Annotated in this window: 17 protein-coding genes; 9 read left to right on the top strand and 8 right to left on the bottom strand. The window is 64.2% G+C overall.

Going from position 1 to position 16,085, the window contains the following annotated elements:
- Positions 1-32 precede the first annotated feature (32 nt).
- Entirely contained in the window at positions 33-740 is a 708-nt protein-coding gene (locus DVK01_RS06945; RefSeq protein ID WP_121536079.1) for a hypothetical protein, read from the bottom strand.
- 50 nt (positions 741-790) lie between these two features.
- Complete coding sequence (locus DVK01_RS06940; protein ID WP_101348970.1) at positions 791-1,696, bottom strand: acyltransferase; 906 nt, start codon at positions 1,694-1,696, stop codon at positions 791-793.
- Positions 1,697-1,827: 131 nt separating this feature from the next.
- Here DVK01_RS06940 and DVK01_RS06935 point away from each other — a divergent pair, with 131 nt between their 5' ends.
- Both DVK01_RS06935 and DVK01_RS06930 read left to right on the top strand, forming a co-directional pair.
- Positions 1,828-2,841, top strand: coding sequence for a CPBP family intramembrane glutamic endopeptidase (locus DVK01_RS06935; RefSeq protein WP_101348969.1), 1,014 nt, complete (start codon positions 1,828-1,830; stop codon positions 2,839-2,841).
- A 24-nt stretch (positions 2,842-2,865) separates the two neighbouring features.
- Positions 2,866-3,918 (top strand): aldo/keto reductase, encoded by a 1,053-nt coding sequence (locus DVK01_RS06930; RefSeq protein WP_101348968.1) that lies wholly within the window; start codon positions 2,866-2,868, stop codon positions 3,916-3,918.
- Positions 3,919-4,339: 421 nt separating this feature from the next.
- Here the strand turns inward: DVK01_RS06930 and radA are convergent, their stop codons facing one another.
- The 3 genes from radA to htpX all read right to left on the bottom strand — a co-directional run bounded on the left by radA (position 4,340) and on the right by htpX (position 7,120).
- Positions 4,340-5,389: a DNA repair and recombination protein RadA gene (gene radA / locus DVK01_RS06925; RefSeq protein WP_101348967.1), complete on the bottom strand. Its 1,050-nt coding sequence runs from the start codon at positions 5,387-5,389 to the stop codon at positions 4,340-4,342.
- A gap of 132 nt (positions 5,390-5,521) precedes the next feature.
- The gene (locus tag DVK01_RS06920) at positions 5,522-6,139 is read right to left on the bottom strand and encodes a hypothetical protein (protein ID WP_101348966.1); all 618 of its coding nucleotides are present in this window, start codon (positions 6,137-6,139) and stop codon (positions 5,522-5,524) included.
- Positions 6,140-6,241: 102 nt separating this feature from the next.
- Complete coding sequence (htpX, locus tag DVK01_RS06915; protein ID WP_101348965.1) at positions 6,242-7,120, bottom strand: zinc metalloprotease HtpX; 879 nt, start codon at positions 7,118-7,120, stop codon at positions 6,242-6,244.
- Between the two features lie 128 nt (positions 7,121-7,248).
- Here htpX and DVK01_RS06910 point away from each other — a divergent pair, with 128 nt between their 5' ends.
- From DVK01_RS06910 to DVK01_RS06900, 3 genes are all read left to right on the top strand, one after another.
- A complete protein-coding gene (locus tag DVK01_RS06910; protein ID WP_101348964.1) occupies positions 7,249-8,142 on the top strand; it encodes an NAD(P)-dependent oxidoreductase in 894 nt (297 codons plus the stop codon).
- Positions 8,143-8,226: 84 nt separating this feature from the next.
- A complete protein-coding gene (locus tag DVK01_RS06905) occupies positions 8,227-9,363 on the top strand; it encodes a 60S ribosomal export protein NMD3 (RefSeq protein WP_121536076.1) in 1,137 nt (378 codons plus the stop codon).
- Positions 9,356-10,396: a class I SAM-dependent methyltransferase family protein gene (locus DVK01_RS06900; RefSeq protein WP_101348962.1), complete on the top strand. Its 1,041-nt coding sequence runs from the start codon at positions 9,356-9,358 to the stop codon at positions 10,394-10,396. Before DVK01_RS06905 ends, DVK01_RS06900 begins: the two co-directional genes overlap by 8 nt.
- A gap of 155 nt (positions 10,397-10,551) precedes the next feature.
- Here DVK01_RS06900 and DVK01_RS06895 read toward each other — a convergent pair whose 3' ends face one another.
- Complete coding sequence (locus DVK01_RS06895) at positions 10,552-12,279, bottom strand: ATP-dependent DNA helicase (RefSeq protein WP_101348961.1); 1,728 nt, start codon at positions 12,277-12,279, stop codon at positions 10,552-10,554.
- A gap of 160 nt (positions 12,280-12,439) precedes the next feature.
- On the opposite strand from DVK01_RS06895, the gene DVK01_RS06890 reads away from it, so the two are divergent.
- Positions 12,440-12,634: a cold-shock protein gene (locus DVK01_RS06890; protein WP_004516469.1), complete on the top strand. Its 195-nt coding sequence runs from the start codon at positions 12,440-12,442 to the stop codon at positions 12,632-12,634.
- 107 nt (positions 12,635-12,741) lie between these two features.
- Here the strand turns inward: DVK01_RS06890 and DVK01_RS06885 are convergent, their stop codons facing one another.
- The gene (locus tag DVK01_RS06885; protein ID WP_101348960.1) at positions 12,742-12,963 is read right to left on the bottom strand and encodes a hypothetical protein; all 222 of its coding nucleotides are present in this window, start codon (positions 12,961-12,963) and stop codon (positions 12,742-12,744) included.
- A gap of 110 nt (positions 12,964-13,073) precedes the next feature.
- Between DVK01_RS06885 and DVK01_RS06880 the strand changes: the two genes are divergently transcribed.
- From DVK01_RS06880 to DVK01_RS06870, 3 genes are all read left to right on the top strand, one after another.
- The gene (locus DVK01_RS06880) at positions 13,074-14,060 is read left to right on the top strand and encodes an SDR family oxidoreductase (protein ID WP_101351381.1); all 987 of its coding nucleotides are present in this window, start codon (positions 13,074-13,076) and stop codon (positions 14,058-14,060) included.
- A 73-nt stretch (positions 14,061-14,133) separates the two neighbouring features.
- Positions 14,134-15,072, top strand: coding sequence for an NAD(P)H-binding protein (locus DVK01_RS06875; protein WP_121536073.1), 939 nt, complete (start codon positions 14,134-14,136; stop codon positions 15,070-15,072).
- A complete protein-coding gene (locus DVK01_RS06870) occupies positions 15,069-15,803 on the top strand; it encodes a hypothetical protein (RefSeq protein ID WP_121512054.1) in 735 nt (244 codons plus the stop codon). Before DVK01_RS06875 ends, DVK01_RS06870 begins: the two co-directional genes overlap by 4 nt.
- Here the strand turns inward: DVK01_RS06870 and DVK01_RS22135 are convergent.
- Positions 15,790-15,963, bottom strand: coding sequence for a DUF5786 family protein (locus DVK01_RS22135; RefSeq protein ID WP_004516474.1), 174 nt, complete (start codon positions 15,961-15,963; stop codon positions 15,790-15,792). The genes DVK01_RS06870 and DVK01_RS22135 overlap by 14 nt on opposite strands.
- Between the last annotated feature and the right edge of the window lie 122 nt (positions 15,964-16,085).

The following is a 16,085-nucleotide window of genomic DNA, read 5'->3' as shown; positions in this document are numbered from 1 at the left end:
TATTTTCACCGGTGATAACTCATTCGGCTGCGTCAGCGTTCGATAGCGCTGGGGTTGCTATCGGCCAGTTCGAGCAGTCGCTCCGTGCCGGCCTCGTCGAACCGCATCGGCCGTCGCCACCACGGCCCCTTCCCCGAGTCGGACGACAGTTCGGTGACCAGTTCGTTCGCGTCGGTGCCGCCGCTCGGGGCCGACAGCGGGACCACTGTGTTGTACAGTTGTGACTCGGCGGCATTGCCGCGGATGAGAACGCGAGCGTCGAACGGGTCCCGTTTCACGTGGGCGTTCGAGGCGAACTGGGCCCGGTCCTCGGGCGAGAGGTCGCGGTACTCGTCGCCGGTCACCGCGTCGCGGACGAGGCGGAAGTGGCCGATGACATACGCGCCCCATTCTGGCGGAGCCCAGGCCGGCGCGTCGCCGACGGTCGAGAGCGTCGCGTAAAAAAAGAGGTAATCGCCGGCCGACAGCCCCGAGAGCGGGCCGGCCTTCACGCCGTGTTCGTCGCCGTAGGTGTAGCGCTCGCCGCCGGCCTCGGGGAACTCCGGGTCGAAGTGGACCGGCCGGTCGGCCACCGCGGAGACGTCAGTCCCCAGGTCGAGGTCGGCGTAAGTCGGCACTGGCTCGCTGGTCGGCTCCGACTCGGGAATCGGGACGTATTCGAAGGAGCCGTCGGGAAACAGCGGTCCTCGGAAGCCGGGTTCGTTCGTGTTAGCTCCGACGTTGATGGCGACGCTGCGCATACGTAACCGTCGTCGGGTGTAACAAAAGGGATGACGGCGCGTGCTGACACCTACTCTCGGTCCGGCGGCGAGAGAGTCCGCTGGAACTCGTCGAACTTGTCGAGGTCGTCGGGGAGGTCGTACGACAACTGCCGCTCGGCACGGCGGTCGACGTTCGCCCCTTCGATTGGCTCCGCAACGGACTCCCAGCCGTCCTTGACTGTCAGGGATTTCGCCGGCGTGCCGGCAGCGATGTGGTGGGCGGGGATGTCCTTCCCGGCGATAGACTTTGCTGCAAGGATGGCGTTTTCCCCGACCTTCACGCCGGCCCGGACCATCGAGTCGTAGGTCAGGCGCACGTCGTCTTCGATGATGGTGTGGTAGTTGTCGACGTGGGTCTGGTCGACGGCGTCGTGGTCGTGGCTGTAGACGTGGGTGTCATCGGAGATGGAGACGCGGTCGCCGATAGTGAGCTTCCCACGGTCATCCAGATGAACGTCGTCATGGACAACGACGTTGTCGCCGATCTCGATGTTGTGGCCGTAGGTAAAGGAGATACCCTTGAAAAATCGACAGCCCTCACCACAGGACTCAAAGAGGTGGTCGGCGAGCATCCGCCGGAACCGGAGCGCGAACTCAACGTTGTCCGCCATCGGCGTCGCGTCGAACTGCCGCCAGAGCCACTGGAGGTGCTTCGAGCGTTTGAACCGTTCCTCGTCTTTTTCCGCGTAGTACTCGCTCTCGAGGGTCGTGTTACAGGGGTCATACCCTTGGAGCCGGACCCGCTCGGCCGGGGAGATATCCGCGCCGTCCTGCCAGCGCTCGTAGGCCTCTCGGTCGCCGTGGAGGTCGATGAGCACGTCAGTGACAACGTCGCAGGTGTCCTCGTCACCAGAGAGGCGTTCGTCGACCTCGTCGATGAACGCCCTGAGCCCCTCTTCGGCGAGCGGTGGCAGCGACACGTGACGCTTCGTCATGTCGAGTACGTGGCTTCGCGGGCAGATAGGGGTTTCCGTTACGTGAAACCTACCCAGTAACATCCGTGTCACGACACCAAGTGGCACAGCGAGCAAGCCACAGTTAAGACAACGCCGTCCCAGACGACGGCATGGTCAGGTCGGATTTCATCATGGAGATACGGCGCTACATTGTCAATCCCGCCGAGCGCCGGCTGCGAGCGCCGTGGCGGGTGACGGTGTGGCTGTTTCTCGCCGGATTCGGCCTCGTACTCCTCTCAGGGGTGGTCGCGGTGGTGTCGTCGGTAGTGCGCATGACGCCGGCGGTCGCAGTCACGCGCCAGATTGCGCTCTTCGCTGCCGGAACCGGCATCGCTGTTGTAATCGGCTATCTGCTCGACCGGCGGACACTCCGGGACTACGGCCTAGGGTTCGACGGGCAGTGGTGGCGCGACGCGGCGTTCGGCCTCGCGCTCGGGGCGGGGCTGCCCACGCTCGTCCTCCTCGTCGAGGTGGCCGTCGGGTTCGCCGAGGTCAGCGTCGCCCTCGCAACCGTCGACAGCGGACCGCTTCCGCTGACTGCGTTCGGGCCACCGGTCGCCGTCATCCTTCTGGGGGCGTTCTTCCTCGTCCAAGCAACTGCCGAGGAGGTGCTCGTCCGTGGATATCTCCTGACAAACACGGCTGAGGGGCTCGCCGGGTGGGTCGGTAAGCGAGGCGCGATCATCGCGGCGACAGGGCTGACGGGCGCACTGTTCGGTGTCCTCCACTGGACAAACCCCAGCGCGTCGCTGCTCAGTGTGGCCAACATTACTCTCTACGGCTTCCTGCTCGGTGCGTGTTACGTCCTGACCGGGCGGCTCGGAGTCGCCAGCGGCTTCCACGTCGCCTGGAACTACACGCTGGCACTGCTTGGCTTCCCAGTCAGCGGCCTCCGGATGGGCGTCGCCATGCTCTCGACGACCGCAACCGGCCCCGCGCTCGTGACCGGCGGCGGGTTCGGTCCCGAAGGGGGACTCATCGCCATTCCACTGCTCGGCGTTGGCGGGGCCGCGCTGTACTGGTGGGTCCACCGCGAGTACGGCGCGGTCGAGTTGCTTGACGACATTGCGACCCCACAGCTCCGGGTTCGAACGCGGTCCGACACGGCAAACCAAGACGGCTAAGTGGACAGCGCCGCTACGTCGGGTATGGAATACGCGACACTCGGAAACTCCGGCGTCGAGGTCTCGGAAGTCGGGTTCGGTGCCTGGGTCGTCGGGACGGACTGGTGGGGCGACCGCACCCGCGAGGACGCCGTCGAGATGGTCCAGCACGCGCTCGAAGAGGACGTGACCTTCTTCGACACCGGCGACGTGTACGGCCACGGCGACAGCGAGGAGATAATCGGCGAAGCGCTGGCGGAACACCGCGACGAGGTGACGGTCTCGACGAAAATCGGCTACGACTTCTACAACAACCCACAGGCAGGCCACGGCGAACTCCCGAAGAAGATTACGCCCGAGTGGGTCCACACCGCCGTCGACCGCTCGCTCGACCGCCTCGGCATGGACCACGTCGAACTCCTGATGCTTCACAACGCCAACGTCGACGAGGTCGACGAGGACGTACTGGAAGCGCTGGACGAACTCCGCGAGGAAGGCAAAGTCGAGGCCATCGGCTGGGCGCTTGGCCCCTCCATCGGCTGGCTCGCCGAGGGCGACGCCGCGGTCGCAAACGAGTTCGACGCGCTCCAGACCGTCTTCAACCTCTTCGAGCAGACTCCCGGCCAGCACTTCATCGACACTATCCGCGAGCAGAACGCCGATACGTCGGTACTCGCTCGTGTCCCGCACTCCTCGGGCCTGCTGAACGAGCAGGTGACCCCCGAGACGGAACTCGGCAAGGGCGACCACCGCTCGCACCGACCCAGCGAGTGGTACGAGACCGGCTGGGAGAAAGTCGAGGAAATCCGCTTCCTAGAGCGGGACGGCGAGCGGACAATGGGACAGGCCGCCATCCAGTGGCTCCTGTACAACGACGAGGTGGCGTCGGTCACCCCAACGTTCCGGACAAACGCCGACATCGACGAGTGGGCCGGTGCGCCTGACACGCCGCCGCTCAGCGACGAGGAGTACGACCGCGTGCAGGACCTGTACCGGGACAACTTCGGCATCGACCGCGACGACGGGATGGACGCTCTACGCTCGTCGGTCGGCGGTGCGGACCTCGAAGACACCGGCATGAAATCTGCCGGGGACTGACGGCGAGGCGGTGGAGCGCCGACGCACGGGCAGACGTGCGACTGATTTGACGCTGCGCACCTGATTTCCACATCGTCCGACCACCGAGGAGCGGGCACTGAAATCTCCAGTCGACGGTGTACCCTCTGCAAACATCGACGACCGGACAGCCGTCTGCTGATTCCCGGCTACGACCCCCCTGTTTCAACAGGAGATGTATCGCCGTCCTGCGGTTAGGGTGTTGAAGTTTCACATTCACCACGGTGCGTCTGACAGCCGCAAGACGCCAGACGGGAGTCGGTTCGAGATGAAACGAAGGGGTTCGAGTCGCGGGACCAGTCCACATACTAGTCCGGGAAAAAGCTGTCGGAGGTGTCAAAGGCCGCTGGAGAAAACGCTCTGCAGTCGATCGAGTCGGCGAGCCGTGACTGCCGGATCTGGACTACTCGTTCAGCAGGCCGTCCTCTTCGACGCGCATGACACCCTCGCCGTCCGGGAGGTTCGGCGCGTCGACGAGCTTGACGATGCGCTTGTTCCCCTTGGACTTGCGGAGGTACATCCGGAACGTGGAAGTGTGGCCGAGGATGTTGCCACCGATGGGCTGGGTCGGATCGCCGAAAAAGGAGTCCGGGTTCGAGGCGACCTGGTTCGTGACGACGACAGCAGTGTTGTTGAGGTCACCGACGCGCATCAGGTCGTGGAGGTGCTTGTTGAGCTTCTGCTGCCGGTCGGCGAGTTCGCCACGCCCGACGTACTCGGCGCGGAAGTGAGCAGTCAGCGAGTCGACGGCGAGCAGGCGGACGGGGAACTCCTCGTCCTGACTCTCGCTGGCGATTTCCTGTGCCTTCTCGGCGAGAAGGATCTGGTGGTTGGAGTTGAACGCCTTCGCGACGTGAATCTTCTCCAGCACGGAAGAGACGAGGGCGTCGAGCTGGTCGTCGTCGGTGGGGTCAGCGTCGTCTGCTTCCTCAACGACGCCGTGGAGGACCAGCGTGTCGGCCAGAACCTCGTCATCGAGGCCCTTGACCATCTGTTCGATACGCTCGGGGCGGAACGTGTCCTCGGAGTCGACGAAAATGGCGCTTCCCTCCAGCCCGCCGTGTTCGGCGGGGAGCTGGACGTTGACGGCGAGCTGGTGCGTTACCTGAGACTTACCGGCCCCGAACTCGCCGTACACCTCGGTGATGGACTGGGTCTCGACGCCGCCGCCGAGCAGGTCGTCGACCTCGTCGACGCCCCAGGAGAGCTTCCCGATCTGTTCGCGGCGTTCGAGTACCGTCGATCCAGTCTCGAAACCACCGATATCGGCCGCTTCACGAGCTGCCTGGATGATATCGGCTGCCGACGATTCGCCGATGTCGGCCGTGTTCGACAGTTCGCCGGGAGAGGCAACCGCAATTCCCTGGTAGGAGTCGTAGCCGTTGTCTTCGAGTTTCTCTGCTGTCGCCGGACCGACACCCGGCAGCTCTTCGAGGTCCTCACTTGCGGACATAGACGTGGCTTGTGCGTCCGTGGGTATAAAGCCTCGTTAACACCAGAGTGAAAGTGAAAGTGTAGGACGGCAGCGGGATAATACGGAATGGAATCGGGAGTTTTAGATGTGAAAGGGAAAGAGCGAGCCGTCTTACTCCCAGGGGTGGTAGCCGGGACGGTCGGGCCACAGTGGATACCAATACTCCTTGTCGCCCTCGACAGTGATCTCGTCGCTGAGGTTGCTGTCCAGTTTGAACTCCGCGGACGTGTTGCGCTCGTGGCTGTTGTGAGGGTCCGGAGCAAACGGGTAGTACGCGCCCCGGCGGAAGGAGTACACCCAGTAGACGGTCTGGTCGTCACGCGTGTGTTCGAACGCGAACAGCGCCGCGAGCAGGCGCGACCCGTAGCGCCGCTCGACGAGCGTGTCCGCTGCGAAGTGGATCGACGTGAGCAAATCCTCGAAGTCGTTGTCGTGGAGCACAACCCACTGGTAGCCGTGGTCGTCGGTCTCAAACGTCGCCCGCGTGCCCGTCTCGACCATTCCGGCGTCGAGGATGGATTCGACCTCGTCGACGGCATCCTGAAAGTCCGTGCTATCCACGTCGGCGAAACATAGCGCTGCCTCGCCGGTCGACTCGTACCCCAAGTCGGCTTCCATCGTGATGTAGGCGGTACTCATCCCGAACAGGTCGTCCGGGTCGGCGTCCCGCGTCGCGTCGGCCTCGGCTTTCACCCCGAGGACGCTCTTGAGTCCGTCGAGCAGTCCCATATGCGAGCCCCTACGGGCCGGAGACCAAGGTGGTTTGCGTCTCGACCAGTCGGTGTCTGTGTTCGGTGACGCGTATTCGAACAGCCAGACAGCCAGCGGAAATTACCGACTTTCGAGTTCGCGTTCGAGGTCCTGCAGGCGGTCGATGCGTTTCTCCGTCGAGGGGTGAGTGCTGGCCAGACGGCCGATCCACCCGACGTCAATCGGGATGATGAAAAACGCGTTCATTTCGGCCTGATCGCGCATATCCTCCTTTGGCACCTTGTCCATCCGACCATCGATTTTCATCAGTGCGTTCGCAAGGGCGGCAGGCTTGCCGGTAATCATCGCGCCGCCGCGGTCAGCGGCGTACTCGCGGTAGCGGCTGAGCGTCCGGATCAAGAGGAAGGAAACGACCCAGACGACCAGCGAGATGAGTATGGCGACAATAACCGGGACCTGCTGGCCGCCGCGTTCGCGGCCGCCGCTGAACAGCCAGCCCCATCGGACGATGAGGAAGGCAATCGTCGAGAGGAACGAGGCGATGGTCATCACCATCACGTCGCGGTTCTTGATGTGGGCCAGTTCGTGCGCGATGACGCCCTCCAGTTCGTCCTGGTCCAGCGTATTCATGATGCCCGTCGTCACGCAGACGGCCGAGCTACTCTTCGACCGGCCGGTGGCGAAGGCGTTGGGCACCCGAGAGTCGGCGACGGCGACCTTCGGCTTCGGGAGGTCGGCCTGCTGGGCCAGGCGGTCGACGGTCCGGTGGAGTTCCGGATACTCCTCCGGTTCGACCGTCCGGGCTCCCATCGAATACAGGGCGAGCTTGTCGCTGAAGAAGAACTGCGCGCCGAGGAACAGTCCCATGACGACCACGATAAGGGCGAGATTGCTGAAATACAGCGTGAGCGCTCCAAGGAAGACGATGTACAGCGCGAACAGCAGGAACATCGTCAGAGCCATCCGGCCACGGAGCCCCCAGTCTGTTTGCCACTCCATACCCACTGATAGACGGTCGACACTCTAAAACCTCGCTATCGTGGGAAAGCGCCACACGGCACGGGCCAGTGGACCGTCAACGGGGCAGCTGTCCACACACATTTACTCTCCGGGCAACAATCGGATACATGACCGACACAGTCGCCGTCACTGGCGGGCGCGGGCGCTCCGGGCGCTGGATCTGCGACCACCTCGCCGGCGAGTACCACGTCGTCTGCGTGGACCTAGACCACCCCGGCTGGGAGATTCCGACGCGAGAGCGCATAGATTTCAAAGCTGTCGACGTGACCGAGGGGGTGGAAGTTCGGGACCTCTTCAGCGAGGTCGATCCGGACGCCGTCGTCCACTGGGCTGCGTTGCCAGCGCCGGAGCGGCACGCGGGCACGCGGGTGTTCGACACTAACGTCTCGGCGACGTACAACGTCATCGACGCCGCAGGTCGCGCCGGCGCAGATGTCGTCTGGGCGTCCTCCGAAAGCGCCTACGGGCTGGCCTTCGCCGACGAGACGCCGCTGCCGGCGTATCTCCCGATAGATGAATCACATCCGACCGCGCCGGAGGACCCGTACGGCACGTCGAAGGTCGCCGGCGAAGAGATCGCAAAGATGGTCGTCCGGCGCGACGACGTGGACGTGGCCTCGATACGGCCGTCGTGGATTCAGTACCCCGGCGAGTACAACTGCCGGGACGTGGCCGCAGGCGACCTCGCCGACGGTGCGGGTAACTGCTGGTCCTACGTCGATGTCCGTGACGTAGCGACGGCCGTCGCGGCGGCGCTCGATGCCGACATCGGCGGGCACGAAGCGTTCAACGTCGCCGCCGCCGAGAACTACGTCGGACGGCCAACGGCCGACCTCGTGGAGGAGCAGTGGGGCGAGCTTCCCGCGGAGTGCAAGCTCGACGGCGACCAGTCGGCGCTCTCGACCGCGAAAGCACAGGGGCTGTTGGACTGGGTGCCCGAACACGAATGGCGTGAGGCCGCCGACGCCGACGTTACCGCGCCGACACTCACGGGTGAGTAGGCGAGGGCGGTATCGGGCCTGCCAGCGGCGTCATCTCGATGGCGGAACACACGGCTTAAGCGGTTCAGTACAGTAGGACCGGTAATGAGCCGGTCGGGAGAGTTCTGTCCACGCTGCGGTGACGAGATACCGGAGGGCACCGACGAGCGCCCGGAGCTTTCGGGTGCCGGCGGCCAGCGCAACTCCGAGCACGTCCTCTGTGACGCCTGCTACTTCGAGGAGTTCGACCTGGTGGACGCCCCTGACACCATTCAGGTGCGGGTCTGTTCGCGGTGTGGCGCGGTCCACAAGGGGAACCGCTGGGTCGACATCGGCGCGGAGGACTACACCGACATCGCCGTCGAACAGGTCAGCGAGGCCCTGGGAATTCACGTCGACGCCCAGTCGGTCGCCTGGCAGGTCGCTCCCGAGCAACTCGACAAGAACAACATCCGAATGCACGCCGAGTTCTCCGGCGTCATCCGCGGGACGCCGGTCACTGAGGAGGTCACCGTCCCCGTCCGTATCTCCCGGCAGACGTGCAAGCGCTGCGGGAAAATCGCCGGCGGCTCCTTCGCCAGCATCGTTCAGGTGCGGGCCAGCGGGCGCGACCCGACCGACGAGGAGCGGGAGCGGGCCGAAGAGATAGCTCAGGAGTACATCGCCGCCCGCGAGGAGACCGGCGACCGCAACGCCTTCATCACCGAGACCAAGTCCGTCGACGACGGGCTGGACATGAAGATATCGACGAACCAGATGGGGCTTGGCATCGCCAAGCGCATCACGTCACAGCTGGGCGGTTCCTACTCCGACTCGCGGCGTCTCATCTCCGAGGACGAGGACGGCCAAGAGCTGTATCGGATGACCTACGCCGTCCGCCTGCCCCGCTACCGACAGGGCGAAATTATCGACCCGGAGGACGGCGACGGGCCGGTGCTGGTCCGGTCGGTCCAGGGGAACCTCAAGGGGGTCCGGCTGGCGACCGGCGAGGACTACGAGGCGAGTTTCGAAGAGGGTGAGACACCAGACGCTCAGCGGCTGGGGTTCCGCGATGATGCCCAGACGACCACGCTCGTCGCTGTCGAGGACGAGCGGGCCGTGCAGGTCCTCGACCCCGAAACCTTCGAGAGCAAGACCGTCCCGCGACCGGATTACCTCGACACCGACGCCGACGAAGTGCCGGTGCTGAAAAGCCACGCCGGGTTGCACGTCCTCCCGGCCGAGACGGACGCCGATGAGTGACGACGCGGGAGGGCATGGCGACCAGCGGCTCGCCGCCGTCGTCGCCAAACCACGCTCGCAGGCCGCTATCAAGTCCCTGCAGGCCGAGGGCGTCTACGACGACACCAGAAGCATCACCGAGTGGACCGCCGACAGCGTTGCCGTTCCGGTGACGGCACCGCCACAGGAGACGCAGTTCCGGGAGGTCGTCCGCCAAGTCGGCGAACGCCGCCTCCGAACGCTCGATGACCACCTTCGGGAGCGCGGCTGGACCGACGCAGAAATCGCCGCCGCACCCGGTTCCTGGGCCGTACTGGGCTCCGTCGTGCTGGTTGACATCGGCGACAGTCCCCGGCCGTCCGAGGTCGGCGAGGCGCTACTGGCGCTCCACGGCGAGGCAGAGACGGTGCTGGCCCGCCACGGCATCTCCGGCGAGCACCGCGAACCCAGCGTCGAGGTCATCGCCGGTGACGGAGATACCGAGACGATCCACACCGAACACGGGACCCGGTACGCGATGGACCTTGCCGAAGTGATGTTCTCACCCGGCAACAAGGCCGAGCGGGCACGGATGGGCGATGTCGTTGCGGCAGATGAGCGCGTGCTGGATATGTTCGCCGGCATCGGCTACTTCACCCTCCCGATGGCCCGCGCCGGCGCGAACGTCACCGCCGTCGAGCGCAATCCCACGGCGTTTCGCTTTCTGGTCGAGAACGTCATGCTAAACGACGTAGACGAGCGGGTTCACCCGTATCGGGCTGATTGTCGGGAGGTCATTCCGGGCTTCGCCGAGGAGGGGCGCGCCGACCGCGTGGTGATGGGCTACTACGAAGCACACGAGTACCTCGGCAGCGCGCTCGATGCGCTCGCGCCCGGCGGCGTCCTCCACATGCACGAGGCGACGCCGGACGCGCTCGTGTTCGACCGCCCAATAGAGCGCCTGGAGGCAGCCGCCGCCGAGGCCGACCGGGCGGTCGAGGTACTGGACACCCGGCGCGTCAAGGAGTACAGCGAGGGCGTCGCCCACGTCGTTGTCGACGCTCGGGTAGAGTAGGTCGTCCGTAACGGGGCGCGTCGAACGGGCGGTCGTAACGCCTAATTGCGCCAGCGGTCAAGGAGAGGTATGGATAGACAGCAGATTATCGCCATCATTCTGGTCGGCCTGATGGTCGGGTCGTCAGTGGTTTACGGATTAGCCTTCGCCTTCTTTTAGTCCCACACGTCCGAAAGCGGGTGATTTTCGTCCCCAGACCGAGACCGTGAGCGATTGTGCCGGCGTTTCGTGCCCGAACTGACCGCCGACAGCGCCCGGTCCGGCGCGAACCGCGGCAGGTCGGGCCGGGAGAGCCGGTCGACCTGTGCACGGAACCAGTCGGGCATGTCGTGTTCGGCGCGGTCAAACAGGTCCAGTAGCGACGAGTCCGCGAGGTAGGTCGCGCCGTAGTCGTCGGGCGCGCGGACGACGCGGCCACAGGCCTGGATGACCGTCCGCAGCGCGGTCCGGTAGTACCAGCCCCATTGGTCGTCTTCGAGCCGTCGGGCGACGCGGGAGTCCCGCGTGTTCGGGTACGGGGCCTTGCACAGCACCTGCCAGCGACAGAGGTCCCCCTCCAAGTCCAGGGCCTCCTCCATCTTCACCGAGAGGAATACGTCGGGGTTGTCGCTTCGCTTCCAGGCCGCGAGCGCCCCGTCCCGGCCATCCTTGTCGTGGGTGCGGACGCGCGCGCCGACGCCGAAATCGTCTAAGAGTTCGTTCAGTTGCTCCTGGATAGCGTAGGAGTGGCAGTGGACCAGCCCCTTCTCGTCCGTGTGCTGAGCCATGATACGAACGATGGTCCGGGCGATGTCCGGTAGCGTGTCGTCGCGGTACTCGTATGTCATTTTCCCCTGTGTCACATCGTACAGCGGCCGGTTCTCGACGGGGAAGGTGTGGCCGACCTCCACGAGCGCGACGTTCTCGGGGTCGAGACCGACGTTGGCGCAGAACGCCTCCTTGTTGAGGATGGTCGCCGACAGCAAGGCGAAGCGATTGCCACGCTCCCAGACGGTATGTTTGAGGTACCGCTCTGGGTTCATCGGCTTGATAGTCACCGGAGCGTTCTCGCCGTCGGCCTGATCGACGACCCACGTCGTCGCGCTCTCGGCGTCCGTGTAGTCCTCGCGGAACCACCCGAGGTCCTGCCGGAGCGTGTTCAGCGAGTCGCGCTCGGCCACCTCCTCGCCGGTGAGTTCCGCCTTCTTTCGTAGTTCCTTCACGCGGCGCTCGGCGAGGTGTTCGACGCGCTCCGTGAACGCGACAGCCTCGTCCAGCCCGTCAATTTCGGGCACGTCGATATCGTTCCACATCGGGATGGTCCCCGGCGAGAGGTCGATAGTGGCGTACATCTCCGCCCACTCGCCGAGGCCGTGAGCTTCGTCGATGACAACCACGTCGCGTTTCCCGAACACGTCGCTACCGGCAGTCTGCATGAAATAGGCGAGCGTCATCGCGGCGATTCGGCGGTTTGAGGCGATAGCGCGGTCCGAAAAGTACGGACAGCGGTGTTTGACCTGGCAGTCGAACTTCCGTTCGCGCACGCATGGAGCCTGGTTCACCGGCGTGTCCGTCTCGCCGGGGAGGATACAGTCGTAGTTGTTCTTCCCGCGGATGACACAGAGGTCCTCCAGCAGGGCATCTTCGGCCACATCGTCCAGTTGCGAGACCTGTGGTGTGGTGTAGTAGGCGTCGATGACCTGCTCGGCGGCAGCTTCGCCAGCGGTCCGGGCACACCCGGCGATAGCCCGGGCGAGGAGCGATTTCCCGCTGCCGGTCGGCGCGCGGACGAGCACAACGTCCTTGCCGCGCTCGAAGGCCGCGCGGATATCAGCCAGGGCCTGTTTCTGGTTGCCCCGGTACGACGGGGCCGGGAACTCGTCGGTGATCCGCGCGGGGTACACGCGAGAAGGGAACGGACGAGGCGGCCTAAACCTTTCCTGTCGCCGAGTGTGCGTCAGCAGTTACCCGAGATGAGAGCGTGGGTCGTGTTCACAGGCACACGGTCGTGGTACTGGTACTCTCGGAACTCTTATACATATACCCCCTGTACGTATATTTGCAATGGCAAACGGTAAGGTTGATTTCTTCAACGACACAGGCGGTTACGGTTTCATCTCGACTGAGGACGCGGACGATGACGTTTTCTTCCACATGGAAGACGTTGGCGGCCCTGACCTCGAAGAAGGCGAGGAGATCGAATTTGACATCGAACAGGCCGACAAGGGCCCCCGCGCGACGAACGTCGTCCGCAACTAAGGCAGATTTTCGGTCGCCTTCGGGCGACCACATCTGACACTTGTTCTTATCGAACTACTCGAAAAGCGACAGCGCCGGTTCGCAGTAATCCAGACAAGAACTAACGATCAGTCGTCAGTCTGTGCAGAGAGAGCGGCCACATCTGCCGCAGTCACTTCTTGATCGTCCGGTAGCCGGTCGATGCAGTCATAACAGAGGAAATGCTCTGTGTCATCGGCGAGTTCGAGGACGATGCCCTCGGTCGGTCTGGACTCCTGCGACCAGATGTTGGCGATGCCGCCAGCTATCGAAACGTTCGTATCGCACCCATCGCAGGCTCTGGAGGCCACTGTCCAGTTTTTATGTACTGTATACACTTTAAGGTAGCTGGCTCCTTCGGACAGTTCAGTGTGGTTAACTCTCGACATACTTTTGTCGTCCGATGGACAGCATCCGGATAATGCAAATACTGGTCACAGGCGGTGCCGGGTTCATCGGTGGTCATCTAGCAGAGCGGTTCGCCGCCGACAGCCACGACGTGGTCGTACTTGACAACCGCGACCCGTTTTACGATCTGGATATCAAGCAGCATAACGTCGAAGCGGGGCGGGAAGCCGCCCGGAACAGCGGCGGAAGCTACGAGTTCATCGAGGGCGACGTGCGTGACGCGGAGCTGGTGAGGGACCTCGTCGCCGACGCCGACTACGTCTACCATCAGGCCGCACAGGCCGGCGTCCGCCCGAGCGTGCAGAACCCCCGAAAGTACGACGAGGTCAACGTCGACGGCACGCTGAACCTCCTCGACGCCTGCCGCGACGAAGGCATCGAACGGTTCGTGATGGCCTCTTCTTCCTCCGTCTACGGGAAGCCGCAGTACCTGCCCTACGACGAGGAGCATCCGACGACACCGGTCTCGCCCTACGGCGCGTCGAAGCTCGCCGCCGAGCGCTACGCCTGTGCCTACAGCGAAGTGTACGACCTCCCCACCGTTGCCCTCCGCTATTTCACCGTCTACGGCCCGCGGATGCGCCCGAACATGGCAATCTCGAACTTCGTCTCGCGGTGTCACAACGGCGAACCGCCGGTCATCTACGGTGACGGCACGCAAACGCGTGATTTCACCTATATCGAGGATGTCATCGACGCGAACATGACGCTGCTACACGAAGACGCCGCCGACGGTAAGGCCGTGAACATCGGGTCGACGGACAACATCGAGATCAAGACGCTCGCGACGGAGATCCGCGACCAGATCGACCCGGACCTCGAGCTAGTCTATGAAGAACGCCACGACGCCGACGCCGAACACACCCACGCCGCGACCGACCGTGCCGAGGAACTGCTGGGCTACGACCCGGACCACACCATCCGGGAGGGCGTCGAGAAGTTCATCGACTGGTATCGGGACAACCGCGACTGGTACGAGCCGCTCGTTCGGCAGTCCTGAATCGAAGGCAGTCTGACACGACGGCAACCGAACAGGCCACGGTTTTAACCTCGTCCCGTCCTGCAGGAAGGGTATGCATGTGCTCGTGACCGGTGCAACGGGGTTTGTCGGGAGCCATCTCGTCCCGGCGCTCCTCGCGGCCGGTCACAGCGTCCGCGCGCTCGTTCGCGACCCGAGCGAGTACACTCCACCAGACGGCGTTGACGTGGTGACAGGTGACCTGCTCAACGCAGGCAGTTTCGATGCCGGCCTCGACGGCGTCGATGTCGCGTACTATTTGATCCATTCGATGCGTGCCGGGAGCGACTACGCCGAGCGAGACCGACGGGCGGCACGGAACTTCCGTCGGGCAGCCGACGAAGCCGGCGTCAACCGCGTCGTCTACCTCGGCGGCCTCGGAGAGGACGACGAGACGCTGTCGAAACACCTCCGGTCGCGCCGGGAGGTCGAGTTCATTCTCCGGGACGGCGAATACGACCTGACGACGTTCCGGGCGGCCATCATCATCGGCGCGGGTTCGGCGAGCTTCCGGATGATACGCGAGCTAACGACGCGACTGCCCGTGATGCTGACACCGCGCTGGGTACGGACGGACTGCCACCCCATCGCTATCGACGACGTCGTCTCGTACCTGGTCGACGTGCTCGACAAGCCGGAAACGGCGGGTGAAACCTATGAAATCGGCGGGCCGGAGGTGCTGACATACGCTGAGATTCTGGAACAGACGGGCCGACTCATGGGGACCGGTGCGCCGACAATCGTTCCGATACCGGTGTTGACGCCGAAACTATCAGCGTACTGGGTCGCCCTCATGACCGACGTGCCATCGAGCGTCGCCCGCCCGCTCATCCACGGGCTGAAAACGCCGGTGGTCGCAGACACCGAGGCTGCACAGGCACAGTTCGCCGTGGACCCGACATCGTTCGCGGATGCGGTCAGGCTAGCCCTCAGCGAGTCGCGGAGTCGAGACGCGGCACGGGCGGCCGCGGCCACGGGTGGTGCTGGTAGATGAGCGGCGACAGCGCCCGCCCCGAGTACGGCGAAACGTGGGTGTATGAGAGCATCATCGGCGCGCTGCCGGGGATTCGCCTCCCGACGTGGGCAGCGATGGCGATTCAGCTCCTCGTCTTCGAGGTTGCCATCATCGCCCTGTCGTGGTACTACGAGGTCTGGAGCGCCGCAATCGCTGGAACGGTCGTCGTGTTCGTCGCCACCATCGGAAGCGCAGAAATGCTCCGGATCAGCACGCTCATCCGGCGTATCGACGTGCCACCGACCTACCGTGCGCTGCTGTTCGCCTCGAACGTCGAAGTCGTGTTGTCCGTCCTTGCGTACATCGCATTGCTCACCCATCTGTTCGTGTTCGACCCGCAGGTCAGTTCGATGCCGCTGCTGAACCGGCTGTTCGGGTCGGAGCCGCCGGTACTGGTCGTGTATCTGACGCTGCTCATCCTCTGGGATGTGAGTTACCGCATCGGGACCGGGTGGTGGGCCAGCGTCACAGGCCTGTGGCGGTCGGCTCGCTACCGGTTCGACCCCGAGACAGCGCGGGTGTTCATGCGGGCCGACTTAGAGATTTGGGGCTTTGGCGTTCTCCAGCTCGTGCTCGTGCCATTCGTGCTTGATCAGCCGGTGCTGCTCGCGGCGCTGGTCGGCCACGTGCTAGCCGTCACAGCCGTGACGGCCGTCTCTGTCGGACTATTGCGCTATCGGTCGAGAACGGCCGCAGTCAGTCGGAGTTGATCTGCTTGAACTGGTCGAGCAACTCTTCTGTCGACTCGTCACCGTCGTAATCGACGCTCCCGTGGTATGTACTGCGGTCGTCGTCTTCCGACAGGTCGACCTCGCTGTTCTTGCGTTCACGGCGTTCGTGTTCGTCGTCGTCGTACGCTCCCATCGACATAGGTTACCACAGTGAAACTTGGCTGCTAGTGACTATCAATGTAACGGTGGTGCCAGAAACCGTCCCACACGGGCGGTAGAGGTATCAAGCAGTCCGAGCGGCGGCGTTTCGGCAGGGCGGAA

The sequence above is a fragment of the Haloarcula sp. Atlit-120R genome, assembly GCF_003665885.1.
Classification (GTDB): Archaea; Halobacteriota; Halobacteria; order Halobacteriales; family Haloarculaceae; genus Haloarcula; species Haloarcula taiwanensis.
This window is presented reverse-complemented; position numbering and strand designations above follow the sequence as displayed.

Coding starts and splice junctions, on each gene's coding strand:
- DVK01_RS06945 (WP_121536079.1), bottom strand. CDS start 740: ATGCGCAGCGTCGCCATCAACGTCGGAGCTAACACGAACGAACCCGGC.
- DVK01_RS06940 (WP_101348970.1), bottom strand. CDS start 1,696: ATGACGAAGCGTCACGTGTCGCTGCCACCGCTCGCCGAAGAGGGGCTC.
- DVK01_RS06935 (WP_101348969.1), top strand. CDS start 1,828: ATGGTCAGGTCGGATTTCATCATGGAGATACGGCGCTACATTGTCAAT.
- DVK01_RS06930 (WP_101348968.1), top strand. CDS start 2,866: ATGGAATACGCGACACTCGGAAACTCCGGCGTCGAGGTCTCGGAAGTC.
- radA (WP_101348967.1), bottom strand. CDS start 5,389: ATGTCCGCAAGTGAGGACCTCGAAGAGCTGCCGGGTGTCGGTCCGGCG.
- DVK01_RS06920 (WP_101348966.1), bottom strand. CDS start 6,139: ATGGGACTGCTCGACGGACTCAAGAGCGTCCTCGGGGTGAAAGCCGAG.
- htpX (WP_101348965.1), bottom strand. CDS start 7,120: ATGGAGTGGCAAACAGACTGGGGGCTCCGTGGCCGGATGGCTCTGACG.
- DVK01_RS06910 (WP_101348964.1), top strand. CDS start 7,249: ATGACCGACACAGTCGCCGTCACTGGCGGGCGCGGGCGCTCCGGGCGC.
- DVK01_RS06905 (WP_121536076.1), top strand. CDS start 8,227: ATGAGCCGGTCGGGAGAGTTCTGTCCACGCTGCGGTGACGAGATACCG.
- DVK01_RS06900 (WP_101348962.1), top strand. CDS start 9,356: ATGAGTGACGACGCGGGAGGGCATGGCGACCAGCGGCTCGCCGCCGTC.
- DVK01_RS06890 (WP_004516469.1), top strand. CDS start 12,440: ATGGCAAACGGTAAGGTTGATTTCTTCAACGACACAGGCGGTTACGGT.
- DVK01_RS06880 (WP_101351381.1), top strand. CDS start 13,074: ATGCAAATACTGGTCACAGGCGGTGCCGGGTTCATCGGTGGTCATCTA.
- DVK01_RS06875 (WP_121536073.1), top strand. CDS start 14,134: ATGCATGTGCTCGTGACCGGTGCAACGGGGTTTGTCGGGAGCCATCTC.
- DVK01_RS06870 (WP_121512054.1), top strand. CDS start 15,069: ATGAGCGGCGACAGCGCCCGCCCCGAGTACGGCGAAACGTGGGTGTAT.
- DVK01_RS22135 (WP_004516474.1), bottom strand. CDS start 15,963: ATGTCGATGGGAGCGTACGACGACGACGAACACGAACGCCGTGAACGC.